Raw genomic sequence first — 26006 nt, forward strand, 5'->3', positions numbered from 1 at the left:
CCTGCCCCGCTATCTTGCATTTACGCTGCCGTCACCAGTGCCTGCTTCATCTTCTGCAGCGCCTTGGCTTCAATCTGGCGAATCCGTTCTGCCGACACACCGTATTCCGCTGCCAGGTCGTGTAGGGTCAGGCCGCCGTCGTCGGCCAGCCAGCGTGATTCGACAATCCGGCGGCTGCGGGCGTCCAGGGTGGACAGTGCTTCTTCCAGGCCTTCGCGTTGCAGGCGGTCGAAGGCTTTTTTCTCGATCTGGCGGGTGGGTTCGTTTTCGGCGTCGGCCAGCCAGTCAATCGGCGCGTAGCCGCCTTCGTCGTCGTTGTCGTCCGCCATCAGCGCCACGTCCTGGCCGCTCATGCGGGTTTCCATTTCGCGCACTTCTTCCGGCTTCACGCCAAGGTCTTCGGCAATCTGGCGGGCTTCCTTGTCGGTCAGTGCGGAAAAACCGGACTTCATCGAGCGCAGGTTGAAAAACAGCTTGCGCTGCGGCTTGGTGGTGGCCACGCGCACCAGACGCCAGTTGCGCAGGATGAATTCGTGGATTTCCGCTTTGATCCAGTGGATGGCAAATGAGAACAGCCGCACGCCGCGTTGCGGTTCAAAGCGCTTGACGGCTTTCATCAGGCCGATATTGCCTTCCTGGATCAGGTCGGCCTGCTGCAGGCCGTAGCCGGCGTAACCGCGAGCAACGGACACCACTACGCGCAGGTGCGACATCACCAGACGCCGGGCGGCGTCCAGGTCGTTATCGTGATGCAGGCGGGTGGCCAGTTCGGTTTCTTCTTCCTGGCTCAGCATCGGCACGCTGTTGACAGTCTGGATGTACTGTTCAAGGCTGCCGGCGGCAGCCGGGATGGGCAGGGCAAACGTAGCACTCATAGGGTGGACAACCTCCTGTATTGCGCTAATCTTAGCACTCGCCACGAGAGAGTGCCAAAACAGTCAAACAGTTCCTGGGAAAATTTTTTCTATGGGAGGGATAGCCTGTCACTATGCTGGAATCGGATTGTGGCCGGGGCAAGGGATGACTGGGGTCAGCAGCGCCGGCCCCCGCGTTTGCGCAGGCAAAACAGGGGGCCGGGGTGGGCTGGGGTGTGGTGGCCTTGCAACAGCGTTATTGCGGTTCAATCTGGCGCAGGATATGCCCGGTGGCCAGACGGGCACCCAGGGCGGCCAGCAGCGCCACGCCGCCCAGCAGGACGAGCACTTCGTCGGCGTTGAGATTGCGCAGGGTGGCATGGTCGTTGTACAGGGTGGCCAGCTCGGCCAGCGCCGGGTTGGCGCTGGCAATCAGCCAGGCGCTCAGGCCCCAGGCAATCAGTGCGGCCAGCACGCCCTGAAACACGGCAAAGTAAACAAAGGGCCGGCGGATGAAGCCGTCGGTGGCACCAATCAGCTTGGACACTTCAATTTCATCGCGCCGGCTGAGAATCTGCAGGCGAATGGTGTTGGAGCTGGCCAGCACCATGGCAATGCCCAGCGCGGCACCCAGCAGCAGGGTGAGCTGGTGGCCCAGGCTGAGCAGGCTGTGCAGTTTTTTGGCCCAGCCGGCGTCAAACTGGGTGGCTTCCACCATCGGCAGGCCGGAGAGTTCCTTTTGCAGGCGCTCCAGTGGCTCGGGGGCGGTGTCTTTTGGGTCGATAATAAAGGCGTCGGGCAGCGGGTTGCTGCCCAGGCCTTCGGTCAGCCCGTTCAGGCTGTTGCGTTTCATCAGGTCTTGCAGCGCCTGCTCCTTGCTGACAAAGCGGTGCGATTTGACCAGCGCGTGCTGCTTGAGGGTCTGATTGACGGTTTCCACGTCGGGCCGGTCGGCGCTGGCTTCCATGAACAGGGTGATTTGTGGCGCGGCGGCCAGGCCGTTGCTCCAGCTCGACAGGCTGGCCACAATCAGATACAGGCCCAGCGGCAGGCTGATGGCGACGGCAAGCATGAACAGGCTGAGCAGGCTGCCAAGCGGCTGGCGAATCAGCGTGCGCAGGGCCGAGCGGGCGGCGCGGCCATGCAGATAGAGCAGATGTTTCATGCGGTGAAGTGTCCGTGTGCAAGCCGGATGATGCGTCGGCCATACTCGTTCATCAGCGTTTCATCGTGTGCAGACACCACGACGGTGACGCCAACCTGATTGAAAGACTTGAACAGCGCCATGATGTCGTGGGCGTAGTCGCGGTCCAGATTGCCGGTGGGTTCATCCGCCAGCAGGATGGAGGGGCGGTGTACCACGGCGCGGGCGATGCACAGGCGCTGCTGTTCGCCGCCAGACAGGCGGATCGGGTTGGATTTCTCCCGCTCCAGCAGCCCCACTTTGTCCAGTGCGGCACGCACCCGTTTGGCGGCCTCGCGCCGGTCAAAGCCAATCACGTCTAGCGGTAGCATGACATTGTCGAATACCGAGCGGTCGAACAGGATTTTATGGTCCTGGAACACCAGGCCGATATGCTGGCGCATATAGGAAATCTGCGTGCCGCCCAGCTTGCCCAGATTCTGGCCGTTGATCAGCACGGTGCCGCTGGTGGCACGTTCAATTCCGGCAATCAGCTTGAGCAGGGTGGATTTGCCCGCGCCGGAATGGCCGGCCAGAAACACCATTTCGCCCTTGTCCACCTTGAATGACAGGTTTTTCAGGGCGTCAATCCCGCCAGGGTAGCGTTTGGTGACTTGGTCAAATTGAATCATGGGGTGTCCGTAGGGGCCGGCGTCAGTCAAACAGCGCGTCAACGTAGTCGCGGGCCGAGAACGGGCGCAGGTCGTCCAGGCCTTCGCCTACGCCGATGAAGCGCAGCGGAATCGGGTGTTCGCGGGCAATGGCGGCAATCACCCCGCCCTTGGCGGTGCCGTCAAGCTTGGTGAGGATCAGGCCGGTGAGCTTGAGCGCATCGTCAAAGGCGCGCACCTGCATCAGCGCGTTCTGGCCGATATTGGCGTCCAGCACCAGAATCACTTCGTGCGGCGCGCCGGGCAGGGCCTTGTCGATTACCCGCTTGACCTTGCGGATTTCTTCCATCAGGTGCAGCTGGGTGGGCAAACGCCCGGCGGTGTCGGCCAGCACGATGTCGATCTTGCGCGCCACCGCTGCCTGGATGGCGTCGTAGCACACCGCTGCCGAATCCCCACCCTGCTGGGTGATCACCGTTACATTATTGCGCTCGCCCCAGGCCATCAGTTGTTCGCGTGCGGCGGCACGGAAGGTGTCGCCGGCTGCCAGCAGCACCGATTTGCCCTGCAGCTGGAAGTATTTGGCCAGCTTGCCGATCGAGGTGGTCTTGCCTGCACCGTTGACGCCAGCCAGCATGATCACACAGGGCTGGTGGCCGCTGGTGTCCAGCGGGATTTGCAGCGGGGCAATCAGTTCGGTCAGCGATTCTTTCAGCGCGCCTTTCAGCTCGCTGCCGTCTTTCAGCCCGCGCAGGGTGACCCGCTCGCGCACTTCCTTGAGCAGGTGGGTGGTGGCCGGCACGCCCATGTCGGCGGTCAGCAGTACGGTTTCCAGCTCTTCGTACAGATCTTCGTCGATCTTGCCGCCGCCAAACAGGCCGGCCAGTGATTTGCCCAGCTTGTCACGGGTTTTGGACAGGCCGGCTTTCAGCCGGTCGGTCCAGCTGGCCTTGCGTGGCGCTTCGGCTACGGGTTCCGCACTGACGGCAGGCACGCTGGGCGCAGCACTGGCGGCAGGCGCTACGCTGGCTGGCGGCGCGCTTGGGGTGGCCGGTGCGGCAGCGCTTGCCGGTGCAGCAGGTTCAATATCAGCCGCGGCTGGAGCCGGGGCTGGCGGGGCGAGATCTTCCGCCTTGGGTTTTTTCTTGAAGAAACTAAACATGGTGTCAGGGTGTCAACTTCCCGGCGTTTGGTTCATGATGCGGGCCTGTCAGACCCGAGTCTGACGGCATAGTGCTGCGATTGTAATAAGTTTTGATGGAGAACGGGAAAACCATGTCTCAAACAACCCCTCGCTGGGGCGTGCTCGGTCTGCTGGCCGGCCTGTGGCTGAGCCTGCCCGCCCTGGCCGACGAGCCCGTGGAAACCACGCTGCGCAACGGTCTGAAAGTGGTGGTCAAGGTAGACCGGCGCGCGCCGGTGGCTGTTTCGCAAATCTGGTACCGGGTGGGCAGCGTTGACGAGGCTTCCGGCATCACCGGGGTGTCGCATGCGCTGGAACACATGATGTTCAAGGGCACGGCGCAGGTGCCGGCAGGTGAATTCTCGCGGCGCATTGCCGCATTGGGCGGCAAGGAAAACGCCTTCACCAGCAAAGACTATACGGTGTACTTTCAGCAACTGGCCAATCATACCCTGCCGCAGGCCATGGCGCTGGAAGCCGATCGGATGACCGGGCTGCGCATCGACGACGCCGCGTTTGCCAGCGAGATCAGCGTGATCCGCGAAGAGCGCCGTCAGCGCACCGACGACCAGCCCACCGGTGTGTTGTTTGAGCAATTGTTTGCCACGGCGCTGACCGCCAACCCGGCGCGTCAGCCCATCATTGGCTGGATGGGCGACCTGGAGCGCATGCGCGCCGACGATCTGCGCCAGTGGTATCAGCGCTGGTATGCGCCCAATAACGCCATTCTGGTGGTGGTGGGCGATGTCGATCCACAGCAGGTGTTCAAACTGGCTGAACAGCATTATGGCCCGCTGCCGGCGCGCAGCCTGCCGGCGCGCTCGGTGCTGCCCGAACCCAGCCAGTACGGCGAGCGCCGGCTGACCATCAAACGTCCGTCGCAGCTGGGCTATGTGGCGCTGGCCTGGCAGGCACCACGGCTGAGCAAGATCAATGACAGCGAACCTTATGCGCTGGATATGCTGGCTGCCGTACTGGACGGCCACGCCGCCTCGCGCCTGCCGCGCGCGCTGGTGCGCGAACAGCAGGTGGCCAGCAGTGTGAGCGCCGGCTACGACATGACCGGACGCGGCGCGTCGCTGTTCACCCTGATTGCCGTGCCGGCTGCCGGCAAAACCGCTGCCCAGGCCGAGGCCGCGCTGAAGCAGCAGATTGCCCGGCTGGTGAAAGAGGGCGTGACTGAGGCCGAACTGGCGCGGGTGCGCACCCAGCTCAAGGCGGCGCGGGTGTATGAAAAGGATTCGATGTTTGGCCAGGCGATGAAAATTGGCCAGCTGGAAGCGCTGGGCTTCTCCTGGCGTGACGACGATGCCATCGACCGGCAGCTCGACGAGGTGACGCCAGCGGCGGTGCAGGCGGTGGCCAAACGCTATTTGACTGATGACCGGCTGACTGCCGCCGTGCTGCTGCCGCAGGCCGTGCCTGCCGGTCAGGTGGCGGCACCGACGCTGAATGGAGGCGCACATGTTCGCTAAATCACCCTGGATGCTGGTGCTGGCGTGCTGCCTGAGCTGGGCTGGCCTGGCGCAGGCACTGGAGACCCAGCGCTGGCAAACGCCGCAGGGCGCGCAGGTGGTATTTGTGCCCAGCCGGGATAATCCCCTGCTGGATGTGCGGGTGGACTTTGACGCGGGCAATCGCCGCGACAGCGCCAGCAAGCCCGGTGTTTCCGACCTCACCCTGAGCATGCTCGACGCCGGCACCACCCGACTGAGCGAAGAAGCCATCAAAACCCGGCTGGCCGACCTGGCGGCGCAACTGAATGGCAGCAGCGATATCGAGCGGGCTGGCGTCAGCTTGCGCGTGTTGTCCGACCCGGCCCAGCGCGACCCGGCGCTGGCCTTGCTGGCCGATATGCTGGCCCAGCCAGCGTTTCCTCCGGCCCTGCTGACACGGGAAAAAGCCCAGATGCTGGCCAGCCTGCGCCATGCCGACGACGATCCGGCGGATCGCGGCGAACGGGCGTTGCGCCGGCTGATGTATGGCGATCATCCCTATGCCCTGGCGGCACGGATGACGCCGGAAGCGGTGCAGCGGATTCAGCGTGACGACATCCTGCGCTTCTGGCGTGAGCATTACACCGCCCGGCGGGCGGTGGTATCGCTGGTGGGCGACGTGTCGCGCGCGGACGCCGAGCGGATTGCCGACCAGCTGACCGCCCGCCTGCCGGTGTCTGCTCAGGCGCTGGCGGAGATTCCGCCGGTGAACGTGGCGGCACAAGGGCAGCAGCAACGCCTGGTGCATGCCAGCACACAAACCCATCTGTTGCTGGGGGTACCGGTGTTGCGCCGGGATGACCCGGATTATTTTCCGCTGCTGGTGGGCAATTACGTGCTGGGCGGCGGCGGGTTTGATTCGCGGCTGATGCAGGAAGTGCGCGACAAGCGCGGGCTGACCTATGGCGTTTCCAGCCATTTCAGTCCGATGGCGCAGGCTGGCGAGTTTGTTATTGCGCTGAGCACGCGCAATGAACAGGCCGATCAGGCGCTGAGTGTGGTGCAGGACACGGTGCGCGATTTTATTGCCCACGGCCCCAGCGAAGCGGAGCTGACCCAGGCCAAGCAGCACATCATTGGCGGCTTTCCGTTGCGGCTGGACAGCAACCTGAAGCTGATGGGCTATGTGTCGATGCTTGGCCAATATGGCTTGCCGGATGACTGGCTGAACCGTTATCCGGAACGGGTGGCAGCGGTGACGCTGGCGCAGGTGCGCGATGCCTGGAAGCGGCGGCTGTCGCTGCCGGCGCTCAATACAGTATGGGTGGGGCCTGCCCCTGTGGCATCGCCTTCCTGAGCGTGAGCTGCGCAAGACGGTTTCTTCTTGCTCGCGGGGGGCGCATAATATGCGCCCCCCGCACATCTTTGCAGCAGCCATTGGCGGGGCCAGAATCAGCAAGGAGCGGGCATGGCGGGCAAGGCAGGGCAAAATACGGTGCGAATTATCGGCGGTGCCTGGCGACGGCGGGTGCTGTCGTTTCCCGACCAGCCCGGCTTGCGCCCCACCCCGGATCGGGTGCGCGAAACCGTGTTCAACTGGCTGGGGCAAACCCTGGACGGCCTGAGCGTGCTGGACTTGTTTGCCGGCAGCGGTGCCATGGGGTTTGAAGCCGCGTCACGCGGTGCCCGGCGGGCGTTGCTGGTGGAAAAGGCCAGCAAGGTGGCGGCGTCGCTGAATCAGCACCGCCAGACGCTGCAGATGAGCCAGGTGGAGGTGGTATGCGCCGACGCACTGGCCTGGCTGGCGCATAGCCAGGAATGCTTTGACGTGATTTTTCTGGATCCCCCGTTTGCGTCGGATTTATTGCTGCGGGTGCTGCCGCTGGCGGCAGCGCGGGTGCGCGACGGCGGGTATCTGTATATAGAGTGTGCGCAATGGCCCGAGTTGCCGGGCTGGGACGTGGTGCGCAGCGGGCGTGCGGGTGTGGTGCACTACGGCCTGTTGCAGCGTGCGCCGGCCTGATGGCCGCTGCTTGCCGTGGCTTGCGACCCCGGCACAGAAATGACACAATTCCACGCATTGAATACTTGAGGAAATTACTATGTCTTTAATGATTACCGACGAATGCATCAATTGCGACGTGTGCGAGCCGGAGTGCCCGAACCACGCCATTTCGCAAGGCGAAGAAATTTACCAGATCGACCCCAACCTCTGTACCCAGTGTGTGGGCCACTATGATGAGCCGCAGTGCCAGCAAGTGTGCCCGGTGGACTGTATCCCGCTGGATCCGGATCACGAGGAAAGCGAAGAAGAATTGATGGCCAAGTACAAGATCATCTCGGGTTCCTGAGTGTGGTCGCACTCTGTCCGCCGGCCTGGCCGGCGGGTTTTGGGTTAAAAAACAAGCAGCAACGCCACAGTTTGAAAATTTTTTGCGAAATCCTGCAAAAAAACGTTGACAGAGTGAAGTGCTAAACCCATAATGCACATCTCTTGAACGGAGGGATTCCCGAGCGGTCAAAGGGATCAGACTGTAAATCTGACGGCTCTGCCTTCGAAGGTTCGAATCCTTCTCCCTCCACCAGATTTTTTAGCGGCGTGCGTTTTTAGTTGGGAATTGTGCGGGTGTAGCTCAATGGTAGAGCTGAAGCCTTCCAAGCTTAAGACGAGGGTTCGATTCCCTTCACCCGCTCCAATGCAAGTCAGTAGGCCCATGTAGCTCAGGGGTAGAGCACTCCCTTGGTAAGGGAGAGGTCGGCGGTTCAATTCCGCCCATGGGCACCAATTTTTTCGACTATCAGCTTTTTAGGGCATTTCACCATGGCTAAGGAAAAGTTCGAGCGGACGAAACCGCACGTAAACGTTGGCACCATCGGTCACGTTGACCACGGCAAGACCACCCTGACCGCTGCGATCACCACGATCCTGTCGAAGAAATTCGGTGGCGAAGCCAAGGGTTACGACCAAATCGACAGCGCGCCGGAAGAAAAGGCTCGCGGTATTACCATCAATACCGCTCACGTCGAATACGAAACCGAAACCCGTCACTATGCTCACGTTGACTGCCCGGGTCACGCTGACTATGTGAAAAACATGATTACCGGCGCAGCCCAGATGGACGGCGCTATCCTGGTGTGCTCGGCTGCTGACGGCCCGATGCCGCAAACCCGCGAACACATCCTGCTGGCCCGCCAGGTTGGCGTGCCGTACATCATTGTCTTCCTGAACAAGGCTGACCTGGTGGACGACGCCGAGCTGCTGGAACTGGTGGAAATGGAAGTGCGCGACCTGCTGTCGTCCTACGACTTCCCGGGCGACGACACCCCGATCGTGACCGGCTCCGCCCGTCTGGCGCTGGAAGGCGACCAGTCCGAATACGGCGAACCGGCCATCTTCCGTCTGGCCGACGCCCTGGACAGCTACATCCCGACCCCGGAACGCGCCATCGACAAGCCGTTCCTGCTGCCGATCGAAGACGTGTTCTCGATCTCCGGTCGCGGTACCGTGGTGACTGGCCGTGTTGAGCGTGGCGTGGTCAAGGTGGGTGAAGAAATCGAAATCGTGGGCCTGAAGGCTACCGTCAAGACCACCTGCACCGGCGTGGAAATGTTCCGCAAGCTGCTGGACCAAGGTCAGGCAGGCGACAACGTGGGCGTGCTGCTGCGTGGCACCAAGCGTGAAGACGTTGAGCGTGGCCAGGTGCTGGCCAAGCCGGGTTCGATCACCCCGCACACCGAGTTCGGCGCAGAAGTGTATGTGCTGGGCAAGGAAGAAGGCGGTCGTCACACCCCGTTCTTCAGCAACTATCGTCCGCAATTCTACTTCCGTACCACCGACGTGACCGGCGCCGTGAGCCTGCCGGAAGGCGTGGAAATGGTGATGCCGGGTGATAACGTGGCCATTACCGTGGCCCTGATTGCCCCGATCGCCATGGAAGAAGGTCTGCGCTTCGCCATCCGTGAAGGTGGTCGTACCGTTGGTGCCGGTGTGGTTGCCAAGGTTATCAAATAAGCAGTATAATTACCCTTTTAGGCCAGTAGCTCAATTGGTAGAGTATCGGTCTCCAAAACCGAGGGTTGGGGGTTCGAGACCCTCCTGGCCTGCCAAATAAGACTAACCGGCGCCTAGCGCCGGTTAGTCTTTGCTGTATTGAAGCGAGCATATTGTTTCCATGGAATCCCAGGACAAACTCAAGCTGGTCGGCGCGCTATTGTGCGTCGTGGCCGGCATTGCAGGCTTTTACCTGATCCCCGAGGGGCAGGGCGTGTTGCGAGTGTTGGCTGTGCTGGCCGGGATTGCGGCGGCAGCTGGCGTGGTGTGGTTGTCCCAGCCGGGCAAGGACTTTGTGGTGTATGCCCAGGAGTCGGTTGCCGAAGCCAAGAAAGTGGTCTGGCCCACCCGCAAGGAAGCAACGCAGATGACCGGCATGGTCTTTGTGTTTGTCTTTGTGCTGGCATTGTTTATGTGGCTGGTCGATTCCGGCCTGTCCTGGCTGTTCTACGACATTCTGCTCAAGCGAGGCTAAGCGATGGCAATGCGTTGGTATGTGGTTCACGCTTACTCGGGCTTCGAGAAGAGCGTGCAAAAAGCGTTGAAAGAACGCATTGACCGGGAAAACATGCAGGATCGCTTCGGCAAGATTCTGGTGCCGGTTGAAGAAGTGGTGGACATGAAGAACGGCAAGCGCTCGCTGACCGAGCGCAAGTTCTTCCCCGGCTATGTGCTGGTTGAAATGGAAATGACCGACGAATCCTGGCACTTGGTGAAAAGCACCCCCAAGGTTACCGGTTTTGTCGGTGGCACCGCCAACCGCCCTGCGCCGATTCCGCAAAAGGAAGTCGATGCCATCATGCAGCAAATGCAAGAAGGCGTGGAAAAACCGAAGCCGAAAATCCTGTTTGAAGTGGGTGAGCGTGTGCGCGTGATCGACGGCCCGTTTACCGATTTCAATGGTTCGGTGGATGAAGTGAACTACGAACGCAACAAGCTGCGGGTGTCGGTGCAGATCTTTGGCCGTGACACCCCGGTGGAACTGGAATTCAGCCAGGTCGAAAAGCTGTAAGCGATCTGGAGCAAGTGAGGCGTTTCGCCTCGTTTCAAACCGGGCAGCAGGACTGATACCCCTGCGTGATGACCCGCATTAGGAGCAAACTGTGGCAAAGAAAATTGTCGGCTATGTCAAGCTGCAAGTGCCCGCTGGTAAAGCCAATCCGTCGCCGCCTATCGGCCCGGCTCTGGGTCAGCGCGGCCTGAACATCATGGAATTCTGCAAGGCCTTTAACGCTCAGACCCAAGGTCTGGAGCCGGGCCTGCCGATTCCGGTGGTGATTACCGCCTACGCGGACAAGTCGTTCACCTTCATCATGAAGACCCCGCCGGCGACCATTCTGATCAAGAAGGCCGCAGGCATCCAGAAGGGCAGCCCGAAGCCGCACACCGACAAGGTGGGCAAGCTCAACCGCGCTCAGCTGGAAGAAATCGCCAAGACCAAGCAACCCGACCTGACCGCTGCCGACATGGACGCTGCTGTGCGCACCATCGCTGGTTCCGCCCGCAGCATGGGTATCGAAGTGGAGGGTGTGTAACATGGCGAAGATTTCCAAGCGTCTGGCCGCTCTGAAAGCCACCGTTGACCGCAACAAGCTGTACCCTGTTGACGACGCCCTGACCCTGGTCAAGAGCGCCGCCACCGCCAAGTTCAACGAATCCGTTGACGTGGCCGTGAACCTGGGTATCGACCCGCGTAAATCCGACCAAGTGGTCCGTGGCTCTGTGGTTCTGCCGCGCGGCACCGGCAAGTCGGTGCGTGTGGCCGTGTTTGCCCAGGGTGCCAACGCCGAAGCCGCCAAGGCTGCCGGTGCTGACATCGTTGGTTTCGAAGATCTGGCTGACCAGATCAAGGGCGGCATGATGGACTTCGACGTGGTCATCGCCACGCCGGATGCCATGCGTATCGTCGGTCAACTGGGTCAGATCCTCGGCCCGCGCGGCCTGATGCCGAACCCGAAGGTGGGCACCGTGACCCCGAACGTCACCGAAGCCGTGAACAACGCCAAGGCAGGTCAGGTGCAGTACCGTACCGACAAGTCCGGCATTGTGCACGCCACCATCGGTCGCGCCTCGTTTGAAGTGGAAGCCCTGCGCACCAACCTGGCTACCCTGGTTGAAGCACTGATCAAGGCCAAGCCGGCCTCGTCCAAGGGTGTCTACCTGAAAAAGATCGCCGTCTCCAGCACCATGGGTGTGGGTGTTCGCGTCGATCAGCTGTCGCTCTCCGAGCAAGGCTAAGAATCAAGCGGGCAGCGCTTTCTGATGAAGGCGCTGCCCGTGTCGTTTGCTTTGGGCTGATGCAGCATGCTGTGTCAGATTGTCAAAGACCGCAGGAGCTGGTTCGCCGGCTTAATCCTCACCGTCAAGGTGGTGTCCTGCGCAGATGGTGCACCCGAATGCAGGTCGTTTCTGTCTGTACCGGATCATTCCGGTATCGTGAGACAACTCTGAAATCAGGTCGCCGTTATCGTGGGGGGAAGGGCAATGCCCGACCCATTCCTCAACAACAGGAGGTAGACCTTGAGTCTCAATCTTGAAGATAAAAAGGCGGTAGTGGCTGAAGTAGCTGCCCAAGTGGCAGATGCTCAGACCCTGGTTATCGCTGAATATCGCGGCGTGAGCGTCAGCAGCATGACCAAGCTGCGCGCCAAGGCGCGTGAGCAGGGCGTGTACCTGCGCGTGTTGAAAAACACGCTGGTGCGCCGCGCTGTGGCCGATACCCAGTTTGCCGGCCTGGCCGAGCAAATGGTTGGCCCGCTGGTGTATGCCGCTTCGACTGACCCGGTTGCTGCAGCCAAGGTGCTGTGCGACTTTGCCAAGACCGACGACAAAATCGTCGTCAAGGCCGGCGTATACGATGGCAAGCTGCTGGACAAGGCGGAAGTGGCACAACTGGCCGCTATCCCAGGTCGCGAACAGCTGCTGGCCATGCTGTTGGGTGTGATGCAGGCTCCGGTGTCCGGCTTTGTCCGCGCGCTGGCCGCACTCGCCGAAAAACAGCAAGGTGGCGCCACCGAACAAGCTGCCGAAGCAACCGAAGCTGCTTGAACCGACAACCCTTAAGACTTAACTGATTTCTAGAGAGTAATAACATGGCAATCTCCAAAGAAGACATCCTCGAAGCCGTTGGTAACCTGACCGTGATGGAACTGAATGACCTGGTGAAGGCATTCGAAGAAAAGTTTGGCGTGTCTGCTGCCGCAATGGCTGTGGCTGCACCGGCTGGCGGCGCTGCTGCTGCTGCTGAAGAAAAGACCGAATTCGACGTGATCCTGCTGGCCGCTGGCGACAACAAGGTTAACGTGATCAAGGTCGTGCGCGCAGTGACCGGCCTGGGCCTGAAAGAAGCCAAGGATCTGGTGGACGGCGCTCCGAAGGCAGTCAAGGAAGCCGCACCGAAGGCTGATGCTGAAGCCATCCTGAAGCAGCTGCTGGATGCCGGCGCGAAGGCTGAAGTGAAGTAATCGTCGTTAAGACGATGCAGCAAAGGCTGGCGGAGCAATCTGCCAGCCTTGTTGCGCTTGTGTAGTGTGTTCTTTAAGACCGGCGGCAGGACGGATTCCTGCAAAAGAGAAAGCAAAAGCCAGCTTATTCCCGCTTGAGCTGACTTTTGTTTTCTTGCGCCACCCCACCTCGTTGGAGACTCTATGAGTTATTCGTTTACTGAGAAAAAGCGTCTTCGCAAGAGCTTTGCGAAACGTGCCGGTGTTCTCGACGTCCCCTTCCTGTTGGCGACACAGATCGATTCGTATACCGAGTTCCTCCAGTTGGGCGTGCCGTTCGACAAACGCGAGAGCATCGGTCTCGAAGCGGCGTTTCGTTCCATCTTCCCGATTCACAGCCACAATGGTTATGCCCGCCTGGACTTTGTCCACTATGTGTTGGGCGACCCGCCGTTTGACGTGCCGGAATGCCAACTGCGCGGCATCACCTTTGCCGCCCCGCTGCGCGCCCGCATCCGCCTGACCATCCTGGACAAGGAATCGTCCAAGCCGGTGGTCAAGGAAGTGCGCGAAAACGAAGTGTACATGGGCGAAATCCCGCTGATGACCGGCAATGGCTCGTTCATCATCAACGGTACCGAGCGGGTCATCGTCTCCCAGCTGCACCGTTCGCCGGGCGTGTTCTTCGAGCACGACCGTGGCAAGACCCACAGCTCGGGCAAGCTGCTGTTCTCTGCCCGTGTGATTCCTTACCGTGGCTCCTGGCTGGACTTCGAATTCGATCCGAAGGACCTGCTGTACTTCCGTATCGACCGCCGCCGCAAGATGCCGGTGTCGATCCTGATGAAGGCACTGGGCTATAGCGAAGAACAGATCCTGGCTGAATTCTTCAGCTTTGACACCTTCTACCTGACCGAAGACGGCGTGTACATGGAGCTGGTGGCCGAGCGGATGAAGGGTGAAGTCGCCAAGTTCGATATCGTCGCGCCGGATGGCAAGCTGATTGTCCAGAAAGACAAGCGCGTTACCGCCAAGCATATCCGCGACATCCAGGCTTCCGGCCTGACCCGCGTGGAAGTGCCGGCTGACATGCTGGTGGGTCGTGTGCTGGCCAAGAACGTGGTCAACCCGGACAGTGGCGAGCTGCTGGCCCGTGCCAACGACGAAATCACCGACGAACTGCTGGCCAAGCTGGATATCTGCGACGTCAAGCAAGTGGACGTGCTGTACACCAACGAACTGGATCAGGGCGCATTCATTGCCCAGACCATGCGCAGCGATGACATCCTTGACCAGTTCCAGGCCAAGGTGGCCATCTATCGCATGATGCGTCCGGGCGAACCGCCGACCGAAGATGCGGTGGAAGCGCTGTTCCAGCGGCTGTTCTTCAACGAAGACGCCTACGACCTGTCGCGTGTGGGCCGGATGAAGTTCAATCGCCGCATTGGCCGCGATGAACTGGTCGGCTCGGGCACCCTGTCCAACGAAGACATCATTGCCGTGATCAAGATCCTGGTCGATCTGCGCAATGGTCGCGGTGAAGTCGATGACATCGATCACCTGGGCAATCGTCGGGTGCGTTCGGTGGGCGAACTGGCCGAAAACCAGTTCCGCGCCGGTCTGGTGCGTGTCGAGCGCGCGGTCAAGGAACGCCTGAACCAGGCTGAGTCCGACAACCTGATGCCGCACGACCTGATCAACGCCAAGCCGGTCAGCGCCGCCATCAAGGAATTCTTTGGCTCCAGCCAGCTGTCGCAGTTCATGGACCAGACCAACCCGCTGTCGGAAGTGACCCACAAGCGTCGCGTTTCCGCCCTCGGCCCGGGTGGTCTGACCCGCGAACGCGCCGGTTTTGAAGTGCGTGACGTGCATCCGACCCACTATGGCCGCGTCTGCCCGATTGAAACGCCGGAAGGCCCGAACATCGGCCTGATCAACTCGCTGGCCATTTATGCCCGCACCAACGAGTACGGTTTCCTGGAAACCCCGTACCGCAAGGTGGTGGACAGCCAGGTGACTGACGAAATCCATTACCTGTCGGCCATCGAAGAAGGCCGTTACGTGATTGCTCAGGCTAACGCCGAGCTGGATGACGCTGGCCGCCTGACTGACGAACTGGTGACCTGCCGGGAAAAGGGCGAAACCATTCTGGCCATGCCGGAGCGCGTGCAGTACATGGACGTGGCACCGAGCCAGGTGGTGTCGGTGGCGGCATCACTGATTCCGTTCCTGGAGCACGATGATGCCAACCGTGCCTTGATGGGTGCCAACATGCAGCGCCAGGCCGTGCCTTGCCTGCGTGCGGAAAAACCGCTGGTCGGTACCGGTATCGAACGCGCGGTGGCCACCGACTCGGGCACCACCGTGGTGGCTCGCCGTGGCGGTCTGGTCGAGTATGTCGATGCTAACCGGGTGGTGATTCGCGTCAATGACGAAGAAGCGCTGGCCGGTGAAGTGGGTGTCGATATCTACAATATGACCAAGTACACCCGGTCGAACCAGAATACCAACATCAACCAGCGTCCGATCGTCAAGGTAGGCGACCTGGTAGCACGCAACGACGTGCTGGCCGACGGTGCCTCGACTGACCTGGGCGAATTGGCGCTGGGTCAGAACATGACCATCGCCTTCATGCCGTGGAATGGCTACAACTTCGAAGATTCGATCCTGATTTCCGAGCGCGTGGTGGCTGATGACCGCTACACCTCGATTCACATCGAAGAACTGCAAGTGGTGGCGCGTGACACCAAGCTCGGCCCGGAAGAAATCACCCGTGATATTCCGAACCTGTCCGAGCGCATGCAAGGCCGTCTGGACGAATCCGGCATTGTCTACATCGGTGCCGAAGTGGAGCCGGGCGACGTGCTGGTGGGCAAGGTGACCCCGAAGGGCGAAACCCAGCTGACCCCGGAAGAAAAGCTGCTGCGCGCCATCTTTGGCGAAAAAGCCTCGGATGTGAAGGACACTTCGCTGCGCATTCCGACTGGCATGCAGGGCACGGTGATCGACGTGCAGGTGTTCACCCGTGAAGGCATCGAACGCGACAAGCGCGCCCAGTCGATCATTGACGACGAGCTCAAGCGCCATCGCCTTGACCTGAACGACCAGATGCGGATTTTTGAAGCTGATGCCTTCAGCCGGATCGAACGCCTGATCATCGGCAAGGTAGCCAATGGCGGTCCGAAGCGTCTGGCCAAGGGCACCGAAATCAGCAAGGAATACCTGGACAGCCTGCCGTCCAAGCACGACTGGTTTGATATTCGCATGGCCGAGGAAGACGTGGCCAAGCAGCTGGAGCTGATGAAAGAATCGCTGATCCAGAAGCGCGAAGAATTCGACCTGAAATTTGACGACAAGAAGCGCAAGCTGACCCAGGGCGACGAACTGCCGCCGGGCGTGCAAAAGATGGTCAAGGTGTATATCGCCGTGAAGCGTCGTCTGCAGCCGGGTGACAAGATGGCCGGTCGTCACGGTAACAAGGGTGTGGTCTCCAAGATCCTGCCGGTGGAAGACATGCCGTTCATGGCCGATGGTACGCCGGTGGACATCGTGCTGAACCCACTGGGTGTGCCGTCGCGGATGAACGTGGGCCAGATTCTGGAAGTTCACCTGGGCTGGGCGGCGCGTGGTCTGGGCAAGCAGTTCAACCGCATGGTGCAGGAACAGCGCAGCGTGGGTGAAGTGCGTGCCTATCTGGAAAACCTCTACAACGGTAGCGGCAAGCCAGAAGACATCGCCAACCTGACCGACGCGGAAATCATGGACCTGGCGCATAACCTGCGCCGTGGCGTGCCGTTTGCCACACCGGTGTTTGACGGGGCCAAGGAAGAGGAAATCAAGCACATGCTGAGCCTGGCGTATCCGGATAGTGATCCGATTTCGCCGCGCATGGGCTTTAATGAATCCAAGACCCAGCTGCAACTGTACGATGGCCGTTCGGGTGAACCGTTCGAACGTCGCACCACCGTGGGCATCATGCACTTCCTGAAGCTGCATCACCTGGTTGACGACAAGATGCATGCCCGTTCCACCGGCCCGTACTCGCTGGTGACCCAGCAGCCGCTGGGCGGTAAGGCGCAGTTTGGTGGTCAGCGTTTCGGTGAAATGGAAGTGTGGGCGCTGGAAGCTTACGGCGCTGCCTACACCCTGCAGGAAATGCTGACGGTGAAGTCGGATGATGTGACCGGTCGGACCAAGGTTTACGAGAATATCGTCAAGGGCGAGCACAAGATCGACGCCGGCATGCCGGAATCCTTCAACGTGCTGGTGAAGGAAATTCGCTCGCTGGGTCTCGACATCGACCTGGATCGCTACTAAGAACTTGTAGGAAGCCCGTTGGCGTGCTGTGCCAACGGCGTCCGGCGCATGCCGGGGCGCGCAGATGCCGCATGGAGCGAGTCCGCTTCATCAGGGCATCCGTCGCGCCCGCCGCGCTGGCGCTGTGTTGCAGCACGAAATACGGGTTGGGAGCGGGTCAGGCGCTGCACTGGCAGCCCTTGGCCACCCCGAACGCCTCACTGGAGAAGTCATGAAAGCTCTGCTCGATTTATTCAAACAGGTCACGCAGGAAGAAGAGTTCGACGCGATCAAGATCGGCGTCGCCTCGCCGGAGAAAATCCGGTCCTGGTCGTTTGGCGAAGTGAAAAAGCCGGAGACCATCAACTACCGCACCTTCAAGCCAGAACGCGACGGCCTGTTCTGCGCCCGCATCTTTGGCCCGATCAAGGACTACGAGTGCCTGTGCGGCAAGTACAAGCGCCTGAAGCATCGCGGCGTGATCTGCGAAAAGTGCGGCGTGGAAGTCACCCTGTCCAAGGTGCGCCGTGAGCGCATGGGCCACATCGAGCTGGCCAGCCCGGTGGCGCACATCTGGTTCCTGAAGAGCCTGCCGTCCCGTCTGGGCATGGTGCTCGACATGACCCTGCGCGACATCGAACGCGTGCTGTACTTTGAAGGTTATGTGGTGGTGGACAGCGGCATGACCCCGCTGCAATACAAGCAGCTGCTGACCGAAGAAGACTACCTGGACAAGCTGGAAGAATACGGTGACGAATTTGGCGCGCTGATGGGCGCTGAAGCGGTGCGCGAACTGTTGCGCCGCATGGACATCAACAGCGAAATCGAAACCCTGCGCCATGACCTGGCCAGCACCAGTTCCGACACCAAGATCAAGAAAATCGCCAAGCGCCTGAAGGTGCTGGAAGCGTTCCAGCGTTCCGGCATCAAGCCGGAATGGATGATTCTGGAAGTGCTGCCGGTGCTGCCGCCGGAACTGCGTCCGCTGGTGCCGCTGGATGGCGGTCGCTTTGCCACCTCCGACCTGAACGACCTGTATCGTCGGGTGATCAACCGTAACAACCGCCTGAAGCGTCTGCTGGAGCTGCGCGCGCCGGAAATCATCGTGCGCAACGAAAAGCGCATGCTGCAGGAAGCGGTGGACAGCCTGCTGGACAATGGCCGTCGCGGCAAGGCCATGACCGGTGCCAACAAGCGCCCGCTGAAGTCCCTGGCTGACATGATCAAGGGTAAGGGCGGTCGCTTCCGTCAGAACTTGCTGGGCAAGCGCGTGGACTACTCGGGTCGTTCGGTGATTACCGTGGGTCCGGCCCTGCGTCTGCATCAGTGCGGTCTGCCGAAGAAAATGGCACTGGAGCTGTTCAAGCCGTTCATCTTCCACAAGCTGGAAGTGCTGGGCATGGCGTCCACCATCAAGGCCGCCAAGAAGCTGGTCGAGCAGGAAGTGCCGGAAGTCTGGGACATCCTGGAAGAAGTCATCCGTGAACATCCGGTGCTGCTGAACCGTGCGCCGACCCTGCACCGCCTGGGTATCCAGGCGTTTGAACCGACGCTGATCGAAGGCAAGGCCATCCAGCTGCACCCGCTGGTGTGCGCGGCGTTTAACGCCGACTTTGACGGTGACCAGATGGCTGTTCACGTGCCGCTGTCGCTGGAAGCACAGATGGAAGCCCGCACCCTGATGCTGGCCTCCAACAACGTGCTGTCGCCGGCCAACGGCGAGCCGATCATCGTGCCGTCGCAGGATATCGTGCTGGGTCTGTACTACCTGACCCGCGACAAGATCAATGGCCGTGGCGAAGGCATGGCGTTTGCCAATGTGTCCGAAGTCAGCCGTGCCTACGAAACCCGTCAGGTGGAACTCGCCTCGCGCATTTCGGTGCGCCTGAAAGAGTGGGAACTGGACGACCAGGGCGAATTCCAGCCGGTGATCCGTCGCTTCGAGACCACCGTGGGCCGTGCGCTGCTGTCTGACATCCTGCCCAAGGGCCTGGGTTTCGAGCACATCAACAAGGCGCTGAAGAAGAAAGAAATCTCCAAGCTGATCAACGCTTCGTTCCGTCGTTGCGGCATCCGCGATACGGTGATTTTTGCTGACCAGCTGATGTACACCGGTTTTGCCTTCTCCACCCGCGCCGGCATTTCCATTTGCGTGGACGACATGCTGGTGCCGACCAAGAAGGTCGAACTGCTGGCCAGCTCGCAAAAAGAAGTGAAGGAAATCGAAGAGCAGTACCGCCAGGGTCTGGTGACCCAGGGTGAGCGCTACAACAAGGTGGTGGATATCTGGGGCCGTTGCGGCGACCAGGTGGCCAAGGCCATGATGGAGCAGCTGGGTAAGGAAAAGACCATCAACCGCGAAGGCAAGGAAGTCGATCAGGAATCGTTCAACGCGATTTACATGATGGCCGACTCCGGTGCCCGGGGTTCGGTGGCGCAGATCCGTCAGCTGGCCGGTATGCGGGGCCTGATGGCCAAGCCGGATGGTTCGATTATCGAAACGCCGATTACCTCGAACTTCCGCGAAGGTCTGACCGTTCTGCAGTACTTTATCTCCACCCACGGTGCACGTAAGGGTCTGGCGGATACGGCGCTGAAGACCGCCAACTCCGGTTACCTGACCCGTCGTCTGGTTGACGTGACCCAGGATCTGGTGGTGATCGAAGACGATTGCGGCACCAGCCATGGTGTGTCGATGAAGGCGGTGCTGCAAGGCGGTGATGTGATCGAGCCGTTGCGCGACCGTATTCTGGGCCGCGTCACTGCGGTGGATGTGGTCAATCCGTCTACGGGTGAAACGGTTTACGAGTCTGGCACCCTGCTTGATGAAGCTGCCGTCGATAATATCGACGCGCTGGGCATCGACGAAGTCAAGGTGCGCACGCCGCTGACCTGCGAAACCCGCTATGGCCTGTGCGCCAAGTGCTATGGCCGCGATCTGGGCCGTGGCAAGGTGGTGAATACCGGCGAAGCCGTGGGTGTGATTGCCGCCCAGTCGATTGGCGAACCGGGCACCCAGCTGACCATGCGGACCTTCCACATCGGGGGGGCCGCGTCGCGAGCCGCTGCCGCCAGCCAGGTGGAATCCAAGTCGAACGGTGTGGCGCGCTTCTCCTCGCAGATGCGCTACGTCAAGACCGACAAGGGCGAACTGGTGGTGATTGCCCGTTCTGGTGAAGTGGTGATCCAGGACGACAATGGCCGCGAGCGCGAACGTCACAAGGTGCCGTACGGTGCCACGCTGATGGTGCAGGATGGCATGGCGCTGAAGGCCGGCCAGGTGCTGGCCACCTGGGACCCGCATACCCGTCCGATCATTACCGAGTACGCGGGCCGGGTGAAGTTCGAGAACGTCGAAGAAGGCTCGACCGTGGCCAAGCAGGTTGACGATGTGACCGGTCTGTCCACCCTGGTGGTGATCGACCCGAAACGTCGCGCTGGCTCCACCTCGAAGATGCTGCGCCCGCAGGTCAAGCTGCTGGACGAGCTGGGCCTGGAGGTCAAGCTGACCGGTTCCGATGCTTCGGTAAACATCACCTTCCAGGTTGGTGCCATTATCACGGTGAAGGATGGTCAGGAAGTGGGCGTGGGTGAAGTGCTGGCCCGCATCCCGCAGGAATCGTCCAAGACCCGCGATATTACCGGTGGTCTGCCGCGTGTGGCCGAGCTGTTTGAAGCCCGTTCGCCGAAGGACGCTGGCATGCTGGCCGAAGTGACCGGTACTGTATCGTTCGGCAAGGACACCAAGGGCAAGCAGCGCCTGATCATTACCGATCTGGACGGCAGTGCCAGCGAAACCCTGATTCCGAAGGACAAGCATGTGCTGGTCCATGATGGTCAGGTGGTGAACCGTGGCGAAGTGATCGTTGACGGTCCGGTCGATCCGCACGACATTCTGCGCCTGCAGGGCATCGAAGCCCTGTCGCGCTACATCGTGCAGGAAGTGCAGGAAGTGTATCGCCTGCAGGGTGTGAAGATTAACGACAAGCACATCGAGGTGATCATTCGCCAGATGCTGCGTCGTGTGGTGATTTCGGATTCGGGTGATTCCGACTTCATCCAGGGTGAACAGGTGGAACGCGCGGAAGTGCTGGAAGCCAATGATCGCCTGAATGCCGACAACAAGATTCCGGCGCAGTACGAAAATGTGCTGTTGGGGATTACCAAGGCATCGCTGTCCACCGATTCGTTCATCTCGGCGGCTTCCTTCCAGGAAACCACCCGCGTGCTGACCGAAGCGGCCATCATGGGCAAGCGCGATGACTTGCGTGGCCTGAAGGAAAACGTGATTGTCGGTCGTTTGATCCCGGCAGGCACCGGTTTGGCCTATCATAACAACCGTCGTCGGCAGAATCAGGCCGGGGGCGCACGGATGCCGGCTGACCTGATGCTGGATGACAGCCCGCAGATTCAGGAACACAACGCCTGATGCGCTAACGAAAAACACAGCCAATCCAAGGTTTTACCGAGGGTTGGCTGTGTGTCATTCGTTGACGGTGGCAAATCTGTTCCCCTATAATGCCGGGTCTTTTGCGGCGGCATGTGTGCATGTCGCCATTGACTTTTCTAGGAACCAACCATCAATGCCAACAATTAACCAGCTTGTCCGTAAGCCGCGCACGCCGGTGCGCGAAAGCAGCAAGGTGCCGGCGCTTGAAGCCTGCCCGCAAAAACGTGGCGTATGCACCCGTGTGTACACCACCACCCCGAAAAAGCCGAACTCGGCGCTGCGTAAGGTGTGCCGTGTGCGCCTGACCAACGGCTTCGAAGTGACCAGCTATATCGGCGGTGAAGGCCACAACCTGCAGGAACACAGCGTGGTGCTGATCCGCGGTGGTCGTGTCAAGGATTTGCCGGGTGTGCGTTATCACACCGTGCGCGGTTCCCTGGATACGGCTGGCGTGAAAGATCGTAAGCAGTCGCGTTCCAAGTACGGTGCCAAGCGTCCCAAGAAGTAATCGGGCGGTGCTGTACAACTAGGCGGCCAGCAGCGCCGTCGAGTAAGTGGTCGACCCCGGATGGGCGACCGAGAGCGGGTTTCGCTCAACTGAATTGAAATATCTAGAGGTTATTATGCCAAGACGTAGAGAAGTACCGAAACGCGACGTATTGCCGGATCCGAAGTTTGGCAACGTCGAATTGTCCAAGTTCATGAACGTGGTGATGATGGACGGCAAGAAATCTGTTGCCGAACGCATCGTCTACGGCGCACTCGCCCAGATCGAGAAAAAGACCGGCAAAAACGCCATCGAAGTGTTCTCCACCGCCATCGGCAACGTGAAGCCGATCGTTGAAGTGAAGTCCCGTCGGGTTGGCGGCGCCAACTACCAGGTTCCGGTTGAAGTTCGTCCGTCCCGTCGTCTGGCTCTGGCAATGCGTTGGCTGCGTGAAGCCGCTCGCAAGCGCGGTGAAAAGTCCATGGACCTGCGTCTGGCTGGTGAACTTCTGGATGCAGCAGAAGGTCGCGGCGGCGCAATGAAAAAGCGTGACGAAGTGCATCGTATGGCAGAAGCCAACAAAGCCTTCTCGCACTTCCGCTTCTAACCGATCTTTATTGCTGAAAAGGTTTTGGCTGTGGCTAGAAAAACCCCTATTGAGCGCTACCGTAATATCGGTATTAGCGCACACATTGATGCCGGTAAGACGACAACCACCGAGCGCATCCTGTTTTACACCGGCGTGAACCACAAGATTGGTGAAGTGCACGACGGCGCTGCCACCATGGACTGGATGGAGCAAGAGCAAGAGCGTGGGATTACCATTACGTCGGCCGCAACCACGACGTTCTGGAAGGGCATGGGCCTGCAATTCCCCGAGCACCGCTTCAACATCATCGACACCCCGGGCCACGTGGACTTCACCATTGAGGTGGAGCGTTCCATGCGCGTGCTGGACGGCGCGGTGATGGTGTACTGCGCGGTAGGTGGCGTTCAGCCGCAGTCCGAAACCGTGTGGCGTCAGGCCACCAAGTATCAGGTGCCGCGTCTGGCCTTCGTGAACAAGATGGACCGTCAAGGTGCCAACTTCTTCCGTGCCGTTGAACAGATGCAAACCCGTCTGCGCGCCAACCCGGTGCCTATCGTGGTGCCGATTGGTGCCGAAGAAGGCTTCCAGGGCGTGGTTGACCTGCTGAAGATGAAAGCCATCATTTGGGACGAAGCCAGCCAAGGCATGAAGTTCGAATACGGCGAAATCCCGGCAGATCTGGTCGAGCTGTCGGCCAAGTGGCGCGAAAAGATGGTGGAAGCTGCCGCTGAAGCCAGCGAAGAAATGATGGACAAGTACCTCGAAGGCGGTGAGCTGACCGAGGAAGAAATCGTGTCCGGTCTGCGTACCCGTACCCTGAAGTGCGAAATCCAGCCGATGCTGTGCGGTTCCGCTTTCAAGAACAAGGGTGTGCAGCGCATGCTGGACGCCGTGATTGAGCTGCTGCCGAGCCCGCTGGATGTTCCGCCGGTTCCGGGCGAGCTGGAAGACGGCACCCCGGCTTCCCGCGAAGCCTCCGACGAAGCACCGTTCTCCGCGCTGGCATTCAAGCTGATGAACGACCCGTACGTGGGTCAGCTGACCTTCTTCCGCACCTATTCGGGTGTGGTGAAGTCGGGCGACACCGTGCTGAACTCGGTCAAGGGCAAGCGCGAGCGTATCGGTCGTATCGTGCAGATGCATGCCAACGATCGCAAGGAAATCGACGAAGTGCGCGCGGGCGACATCGCCGCCGCCATCGGCCTGAAGGATGTGACCACGGGTGAAACCCTGTGTGACACCGATTCCCCGATCATTCTGGAACGCATGGAATTCCCGGATCCGGTGATTCACGTTGCCGTTGAGCCGAAGACCAAGGCTGACCAGGAAAAAATGGGCGTGGCACTGAACCGCCTGGCCAAGGAAGACCCGTCGTTCCGCGTGCGTACCGACGAAGAATCCGGCCAGACCATCATTTCCGGTATGGGCGAACTCCACCTGGAAATTCTGGTCGATCGCATGAAGCGTGAGTTTGGCGTGGAAGCCAACGTGGGTGCCCCGCAAGTGGCTTACCGCGAAACCATCACCAAGAAGGTCACCGACGTTGACGGCAAGCATGTCAAGCAGTCTGGTGGTAAGGGTCAGTACGGTCATGCCGTGATTACCCTGGAACCGTCTGGCGAAGGTAAGGGCTACCAGTTCTTCGACGAAATCAAGGGTGGCGTGATTCCGCGCGAATTCATCCCGTCGGTGGACAAGGGCATCCAGAACACCCTGGGTAGTGGTATTCTGGCAGGCTTCCCGGTGGTGGACGTGACCGTGCGTCTGACCTTCGGTTCCTACCACGATGTGGACTCGTCGCAAATCGCCTTTGAACTGGCCGGTTCCATGGCCTTCAAGGAAGCCATGCGTCGCGCCAGCCCGGTGATTCTCGAGCCGATGATGGCCGTGGAAGTGGAAACGCCGGAAGACTACATGGGCGACGTGATGGGTGACCTGAACCGTCGTCGTGGTATTGTCCAGGGTATGGACGACGATGGCCTGGGTGGCAAGAAGATCAAGGCCGAAGTGCCGCTGGCCGAGATGTTTGGCTACTCCACCGACCTGCGTTCCGCGACCCAAGGCCGCGCAACCTACTCGATGGAATTCAAGCATTACTCCGAAGCCCCGCGCAACGTGGCTGAAGCCGTGATGGCCAGCCGCAAGTAATACGCTGCAACCCGGTTTCCGCTGGTGCGGGAGCCGGTTTTATCTCTCTACTATGCTCTTTATCGAAGGAATTTAGCGAAATGGCTAAGGAAAAGTTCGAGCGGAACAAACCGCACGTAAACGTAGGCACCATCGGTCACGTTGACCACGGCAAGACCACCCTGACCGCTGCGATCACCACGATCCTGTCGAAGAAATTCGGTGGCGAAGCCAAGGGTTACGACCAAATCGACAGCGCGCCGGAAGAAAAGGCTCGCGGTATTACCATCAATACCGCTCACGTCGAATACGAAACCGAAACCCGTCACTATGCTCACGTTGACTGCCCGGGTCATGCTGACTATGTGAAAAACATGATTACCGGCGCAGCCCAGATGGACGGCGCTATCCTGGTGTGCTCGGCTGCTGACGGCCCGATGCCGCAAACCCGCGAACACATCCTGCTGGCCCGCCAGGTTGGTGTGCCGTACATCATCGTCTTCCTGAACAAGGCTGACCTGGTGGACGACGCCGAGCTGCTGGAACTGGTGGAAATGGAAGTGCGCGACCTGCTGTCGTCCTACGACTTCCCGGGCGACGACACCCCGATCGTGACCGGCTCCGCCCGTCTGGCGCTGGAAGGCGACCAGTCCGAATACGGCGAACCGGCCATCTTCCGTCTGGCCGACGCCCTGGACAGCTACATCCCGACCCCGGAACGTGCCATCGACAAGCCGTTCCTGCTGCCGATCGAAGACGTGTTCTCGATTTCCGGTCGCGGTACCGTGGTGACTGGCCGTGTTGAGCGTGGCGTGGTCAAGGTGGGTGAAGAAATCGAAATCGTGGGTCTGAAGGCTACCGTCAAGACCACCTGCACCGGCGTGGAAATGTTCCGCAAGCTGCTGGACCAGGGTCAGGCAGGTGACAACGTGGGCGTGCTGCTGCGTGGCACCAAGCGTGAAGACGTTGAGCGTGGCCAGGTGCTGGCCAAGCCGGGTTCGATCACCCCGCACACCGAGTTCGGCGCAGAAGTGTATGTGCTGGGCAAGGAAGAAGGCGGTCGTCACACCCCGTTCTTCAGCAACTATCGTCCGCAATTCTACTTCCGTACCACCGACGTGACCGGCGCAGTGAGCCTGCCGGAAGGCGTGGAAATGGTGATGCCAGGTGATAACGTGGCCATTACCGTGGCCCTGATTGCCCCGATCGCCATGGAAGAAGGTCTGCGCTTCGCCATCCGTGAAGGTGGTCGTACCGTTGGCGCCGGTGTGGTTGCCAAGGTTATCAAGTAAGCCG

General features: G+C 60.3%; 21 protein-coding genes and 4 tRNA genes. 21 read left to right on the top strand and 4 right to left on the bottom strand.

What is annotated here, in order from left to right; translation table 11 throughout:
• Positions 1-20: 20 nt before the first annotated feature.
• The 4 genes from rpoH to ftsY all read right to left on the bottom strand — a co-directional run bounded on the left by rpoH (position 21) and on the right by ftsY (position 3810).
• Entirely contained in the window at positions 21-875 is an 855-nt protein-coding gene (gene rpoH, locus BXU06_RS00865) for an RNA polymerase sigma factor RpoH (RefSeq protein WP_077296072.1), read from the bottom strand.
• 235 nt (positions 876-1110) lie between these two features.
• On the bottom strand, positions 1111-2019 hold the full coding sequence (gene ftsX / locus BXU06_RS00870; protein WP_077296073.1) for a permease-like cell division protein FtsX: 909 nt from the start codon (positions 2017-2019) through the stop codon (positions 1111-1113).
• Positions 2016-2669: a cell division ATP-binding protein FtsE gene (gene ftsE / locus BXU06_RS00875; RefSeq protein ID WP_077296074.1), complete on the bottom strand. Its 654-nt coding sequence runs from the start codon at positions 2667-2669 to the stop codon at positions 2016-2018. The genes ftsX and ftsE overlap by 4 nt, the downstream gene beginning before the upstream one ends.
• A 22-nt stretch (positions 2670-2691) precedes the next feature.
• Positions 2692-3810, bottom strand: coding sequence for a signal recognition particle-docking protein FtsY (gene ftsY / locus BXU06_RS00880; protein WP_077296075.1), 1119 nt, complete (start codon positions 3808-3810; stop codon positions 2692-2694).
• A gap of 113 nt (positions 3811-3923) precedes the next feature.
• Here ftsY and BXU06_RS00885 point away from each other — a divergent pair, with 113 nt between their 5' ends.
• The 21 genes from BXU06_RS00885 to tuf (BXU06_RS00985) all read left to right on the top strand — a co-directional run bounded on the left by BXU06_RS00885 (position 3924) and on the right by tuf (BXU06_RS00985) (position 26002).
• Complete coding sequence (locus BXU06_RS00885; RefSeq protein ID WP_150125058.1) at positions 3924-5306, top strand: pitrilysin family protein; 1383 nt, start codon at positions 3924-3926, stop codon at positions 5304-5306.
• Positions 5296-6624, top strand: coding sequence for a pitrilysin family protein (locus BXU06_RS00890; RefSeq protein ID WP_077296077.1), 1329 nt, complete (start codon positions 5296-5298; stop codon positions 6622-6624). Before BXU06_RS00885 ends, BXU06_RS00890 begins: the two co-directional genes overlap by 11 nt.
• Positions 6625-6735: 111 nt before the next feature.
• Positions 6736-7290: a 16S rRNA (guanine(966)-N(2))-methyltransferase RsmD gene (rsmD, locus tag BXU06_RS00895; protein WP_077296078.1), complete on the top strand. Its 555-nt coding sequence runs from the start codon at positions 6736-6738 to the stop codon at positions 7288-7290.
• A 79-nt stretch (positions 7291-7369) separates the two neighbouring features.
• The gene (locus BXU06_RS00900) at positions 7370-7618 is read left to right on the top strand and encodes a YfhL family 4Fe-4S dicluster ferredoxin (RefSeq protein WP_077296079.1); all 249 of its coding nucleotides are present in this window, start codon (positions 7370-7372) and stop codon (positions 7616-7618) included.
• 149 nt (positions 7619-7767) lie between these two features.
• Positions 7768-7852, top strand: a tRNA-Tyr gene (locus tag BXU06_RS00905).
• 37 nt (positions 7853-7889) lie between these two features.
• Positions 7890-7963: transfer RNA gene (locus tag BXU06_RS00910), tRNA-Gly, on the top strand.
• 14 nt (positions 7964-7977) lie between these two features.
• Positions 7978-8052, top strand: a tRNA-Thr gene (locus tag BXU06_RS00915).
• 36 nt (positions 8053-8088) lie between these two features.
• Positions 8089-9279 carry an elongation factor Tu gene (gene tuf / locus BXU06_RS00920; RefSeq protein WP_077296080.1) on the top strand — a complete coding sequence of 397 codons (1191 nt, stop codon included), beginning with the start codon at positions 8089-8091 and terminating at the stop codon, positions 9277-9279.
• A 19-nt stretch (positions 9280-9298) separates the two neighbouring features.
• Positions 9299-9374: transfer RNA gene (locus BXU06_RS00925), tRNA-Trp, on the top strand.
• 65 nt (positions 9375-9439) lie between these two features.
• On the top strand, positions 9440-9793 hold the full coding sequence (gene secE / locus BXU06_RS00930; RefSeq protein ID WP_077296081.1) for a preprotein translocase subunit SecE: 354 nt from the start codon (positions 9440-9442) through the stop codon (positions 9791-9793).
• 3 nt (positions 9794-9796) lie between these two features.
• Positions 9797-10330 (top strand): transcription termination/antitermination protein NusG, encoded by a 534-nt coding sequence (gene nusG, locus BXU06_RS00935; protein WP_077296082.1) that lies wholly within the window; start codon positions 9797-9799, stop codon positions 10328-10330.
• A 91-nt stretch (positions 10331-10421) separates the two neighbouring features.
• On the top strand, positions 10422-10853 hold the full coding sequence (rplK, locus tag BXU06_RS00940) for a 50S ribosomal protein L11 (protein WP_077296083.1): 432 nt from the start codon (positions 10422-10424) through the stop codon (positions 10851-10853).
• 1 nt (position 10854) lies between these two features.
• Complete coding sequence (gene rplA / locus BXU06_RS00945; RefSeq protein ID WP_077296084.1) at positions 10855-11556, top strand: 50S ribosomal protein L1; 702 nt, start codon at positions 10855-10857, stop codon at positions 11554-11556.
• Positions 11557-11838: 282 nt separating this feature from the next.
• Positions 11839-12366, top strand: coding sequence for a 50S ribosomal protein L10 (rplJ, locus tag BXU06_RS00950; RefSeq protein WP_077296085.1), 528 nt, complete (start codon positions 11839-11841; stop codon positions 12364-12366).
• A 44-nt stretch (positions 12367-12410) separates the two neighbouring features.
• Positions 12411-12782, top strand: a complete 372-nt coding sequence (gene rplL, locus BXU06_RS00955; RefSeq protein WP_077296086.1) for a 50S ribosomal protein L7/L12 — start codon at positions 12411-12413, stop codon at positions 12780-12782.
• 183 nt (positions 12783-12965) lie between these two features.
• Positions 12966-17078, top strand: coding sequence for a DNA-directed RNA polymerase subunit beta (rpoB, locus tag BXU06_RS00960; protein WP_077296087.1), 4113 nt, complete (start codon positions 12966-12968; stop codon positions 17076-17078).
• Between the two features lie 211 nt (positions 17079-17289).
• The gene (gene rpoC / locus BXU06_RS00965; RefSeq protein WP_077296088.1) at positions 17290-21486 is read left to right on the top strand and encodes a DNA-directed RNA polymerase subunit beta'; all 4197 of its coding nucleotides are present in this window, start codon (positions 17290-17292) and stop codon (positions 21484-21486) included.
• A 154-nt stretch (positions 21487-21640) separates the two neighbouring features.
• On the top strand, positions 21641-22015 hold the full coding sequence (rpsL, locus tag BXU06_RS00970) for a 30S ribosomal protein S12 (protein WP_077296089.1): 375 nt from the start codon (positions 21641-21643) through the stop codon (positions 22013-22015).
• Between the two features lie 115 nt (positions 22016-22130).
• Complete coding sequence (rpsG, locus tag BXU06_RS00975; protein ID WP_077296090.1) at positions 22131-22601, top strand: 30S ribosomal protein S7; 471 nt, start codon at positions 22131-22133, stop codon at positions 22599-22601.
• 30 nt (positions 22602-22631) lie between these two features.
• Positions 22632-24731 carry an elongation factor G gene (gene fusA, locus BXU06_RS00980; RefSeq protein WP_077302533.1) on the top strand — a complete coding sequence of 700 codons (2100 nt, stop codon included), beginning with the start codon at positions 22632-22634 and terminating at the stop codon, positions 24729-24731.
• Between the two features lie 80 nt (positions 24732-24811).
• A complete protein-coding gene (gene tuf, locus BXU06_RS00985; RefSeq protein ID WP_077296091.1) occupies positions 24812-26002 on the top strand; it encodes an elongation factor Tu in 1191 nt (396 codons plus the stop codon).
• The last annotated feature ends 4 nt before the right edge of the window (positions 26003-26006 follow it).

The organism is Aquaspirillum sp. LM1 (assembly GCF_002002905.1).
In the GTDB taxonomy this organism is placed as follows: domain Bacteria; phylum Pseudomonadota; class Gammaproteobacteria; order Burkholderiales; family Aquaspirillaceae; genus Rivihabitans.

Excerpts from the sequence above, each read along its gene's own strand:
- rpoH (WP_077296072.1), bottom strand. The coding sequence starts at position 875 with ATGAGTGCTACGTTTGCCCTGCCCATCCCGGCTGCCGCCGGCAGCCTT.
- ftsX (WP_077296073.1), bottom strand. The coding sequence starts at position 2,019 with ATGAAACATCTGCTCTATCTGCATGGCCGCGCCGCCCGCTCGGCCCTG.
- ftsE (WP_077296074.1), bottom strand. The coding sequence starts at position 2,669 with ATGATTCAATTTGACCAAGTCACCAAACGCTACCCTGGCGGGATTGAC.
- ftsY (WP_077296075.1), bottom strand. The coding sequence starts at position 3,810 with ATGTTTAGTTTCTTCAAGAAAAAACCCAAGGCGGAAGATCTCGCCCCG.
- BXU06_RS00885 (WP_150125058.1), top strand. The coding sequence starts at position 3,924 with ATGTCTCAAACAACCCCTCGCTGGGGCGTGCTCGGTCTGCTGGCCGGC.
- BXU06_RS00890 (WP_077296077.1), top strand. The coding sequence starts at position 5,296 with ATGTTCGCTAAATCACCCTGGATGCTGGTGCTGGCGTGCTGCCTGAGC.
- rsmD (WP_077296078.1), top strand. The coding sequence starts at position 6,736 with ATGGCGGGCAAGGCAGGGCAAAATACGGTGCGAATTATCGGCGGTGCC.
- BXU06_RS00900 (WP_077296079.1), top strand. The coding sequence starts at position 7,370 with ATGTCTTTAATGATTACCGACGAATGCATCAATTGCGACGTGTGCGAG.
- tuf (WP_077296080.1), top strand. The coding sequence starts at position 8,089 with ATGGCTAAGGAAAAGTTCGAGCGGACGAAACCGCACGTAAACGTTGGC.
- secE (WP_077296081.1), top strand. The coding sequence starts at position 9,440 with ATGGAATCCCAGGACAAACTCAAGCTGGTCGGCGCGCTATTGTGCGTC.
- nusG (WP_077296082.1), top strand. The coding sequence starts at position 9,797 with ATGGCAATGCGTTGGTATGTGGTTCACGCTTACTCGGGCTTCGAGAAG.
- rplA (WP_077296084.1), top strand. The coding sequence starts at position 10,855 with ATGGCGAAGATTTCCAAGCGTCTGGCCGCTCTGAAAGCCACCGTTGAC.
- rplL (WP_077296086.1), top strand. The coding sequence starts at position 12,411 with ATGGCAATCTCCAAAGAAGACATCCTCGAAGCCGTTGGTAACCTGACC.
- rpoB (WP_077296087.1), top strand. The coding sequence starts at position 12,966 with ATGAGTTATTCGTTTACTGAGAAAAAGCGTCTTCGCAAGAGCTTTGCG.
- rpoC (WP_077296088.1), top strand. The coding sequence starts at position 17,290 with ATGAAAGCTCTGCTCGATTTATTCAAACAGGTCACGCAGGAAGAAGAG.
- rpsL (WP_077296089.1), top strand. The coding sequence starts at position 21,641 with ATGCCAACAATTAACCAGCTTGTCCGTAAGCCGCGCACGCCGGTGCGC.
- rpsG (WP_077296090.1), top strand. The coding sequence starts at position 22,131 with ATGCCAAGACGTAGAGAAGTACCGAAACGCGACGTATTGCCGGATCCG.
- tuf (WP_077296091.1), top strand. The coding sequence starts at position 24,812 with ATGGCTAAGGAAAAGTTCGAGCGGAACAAACCGCACGTAAACGTAGGC.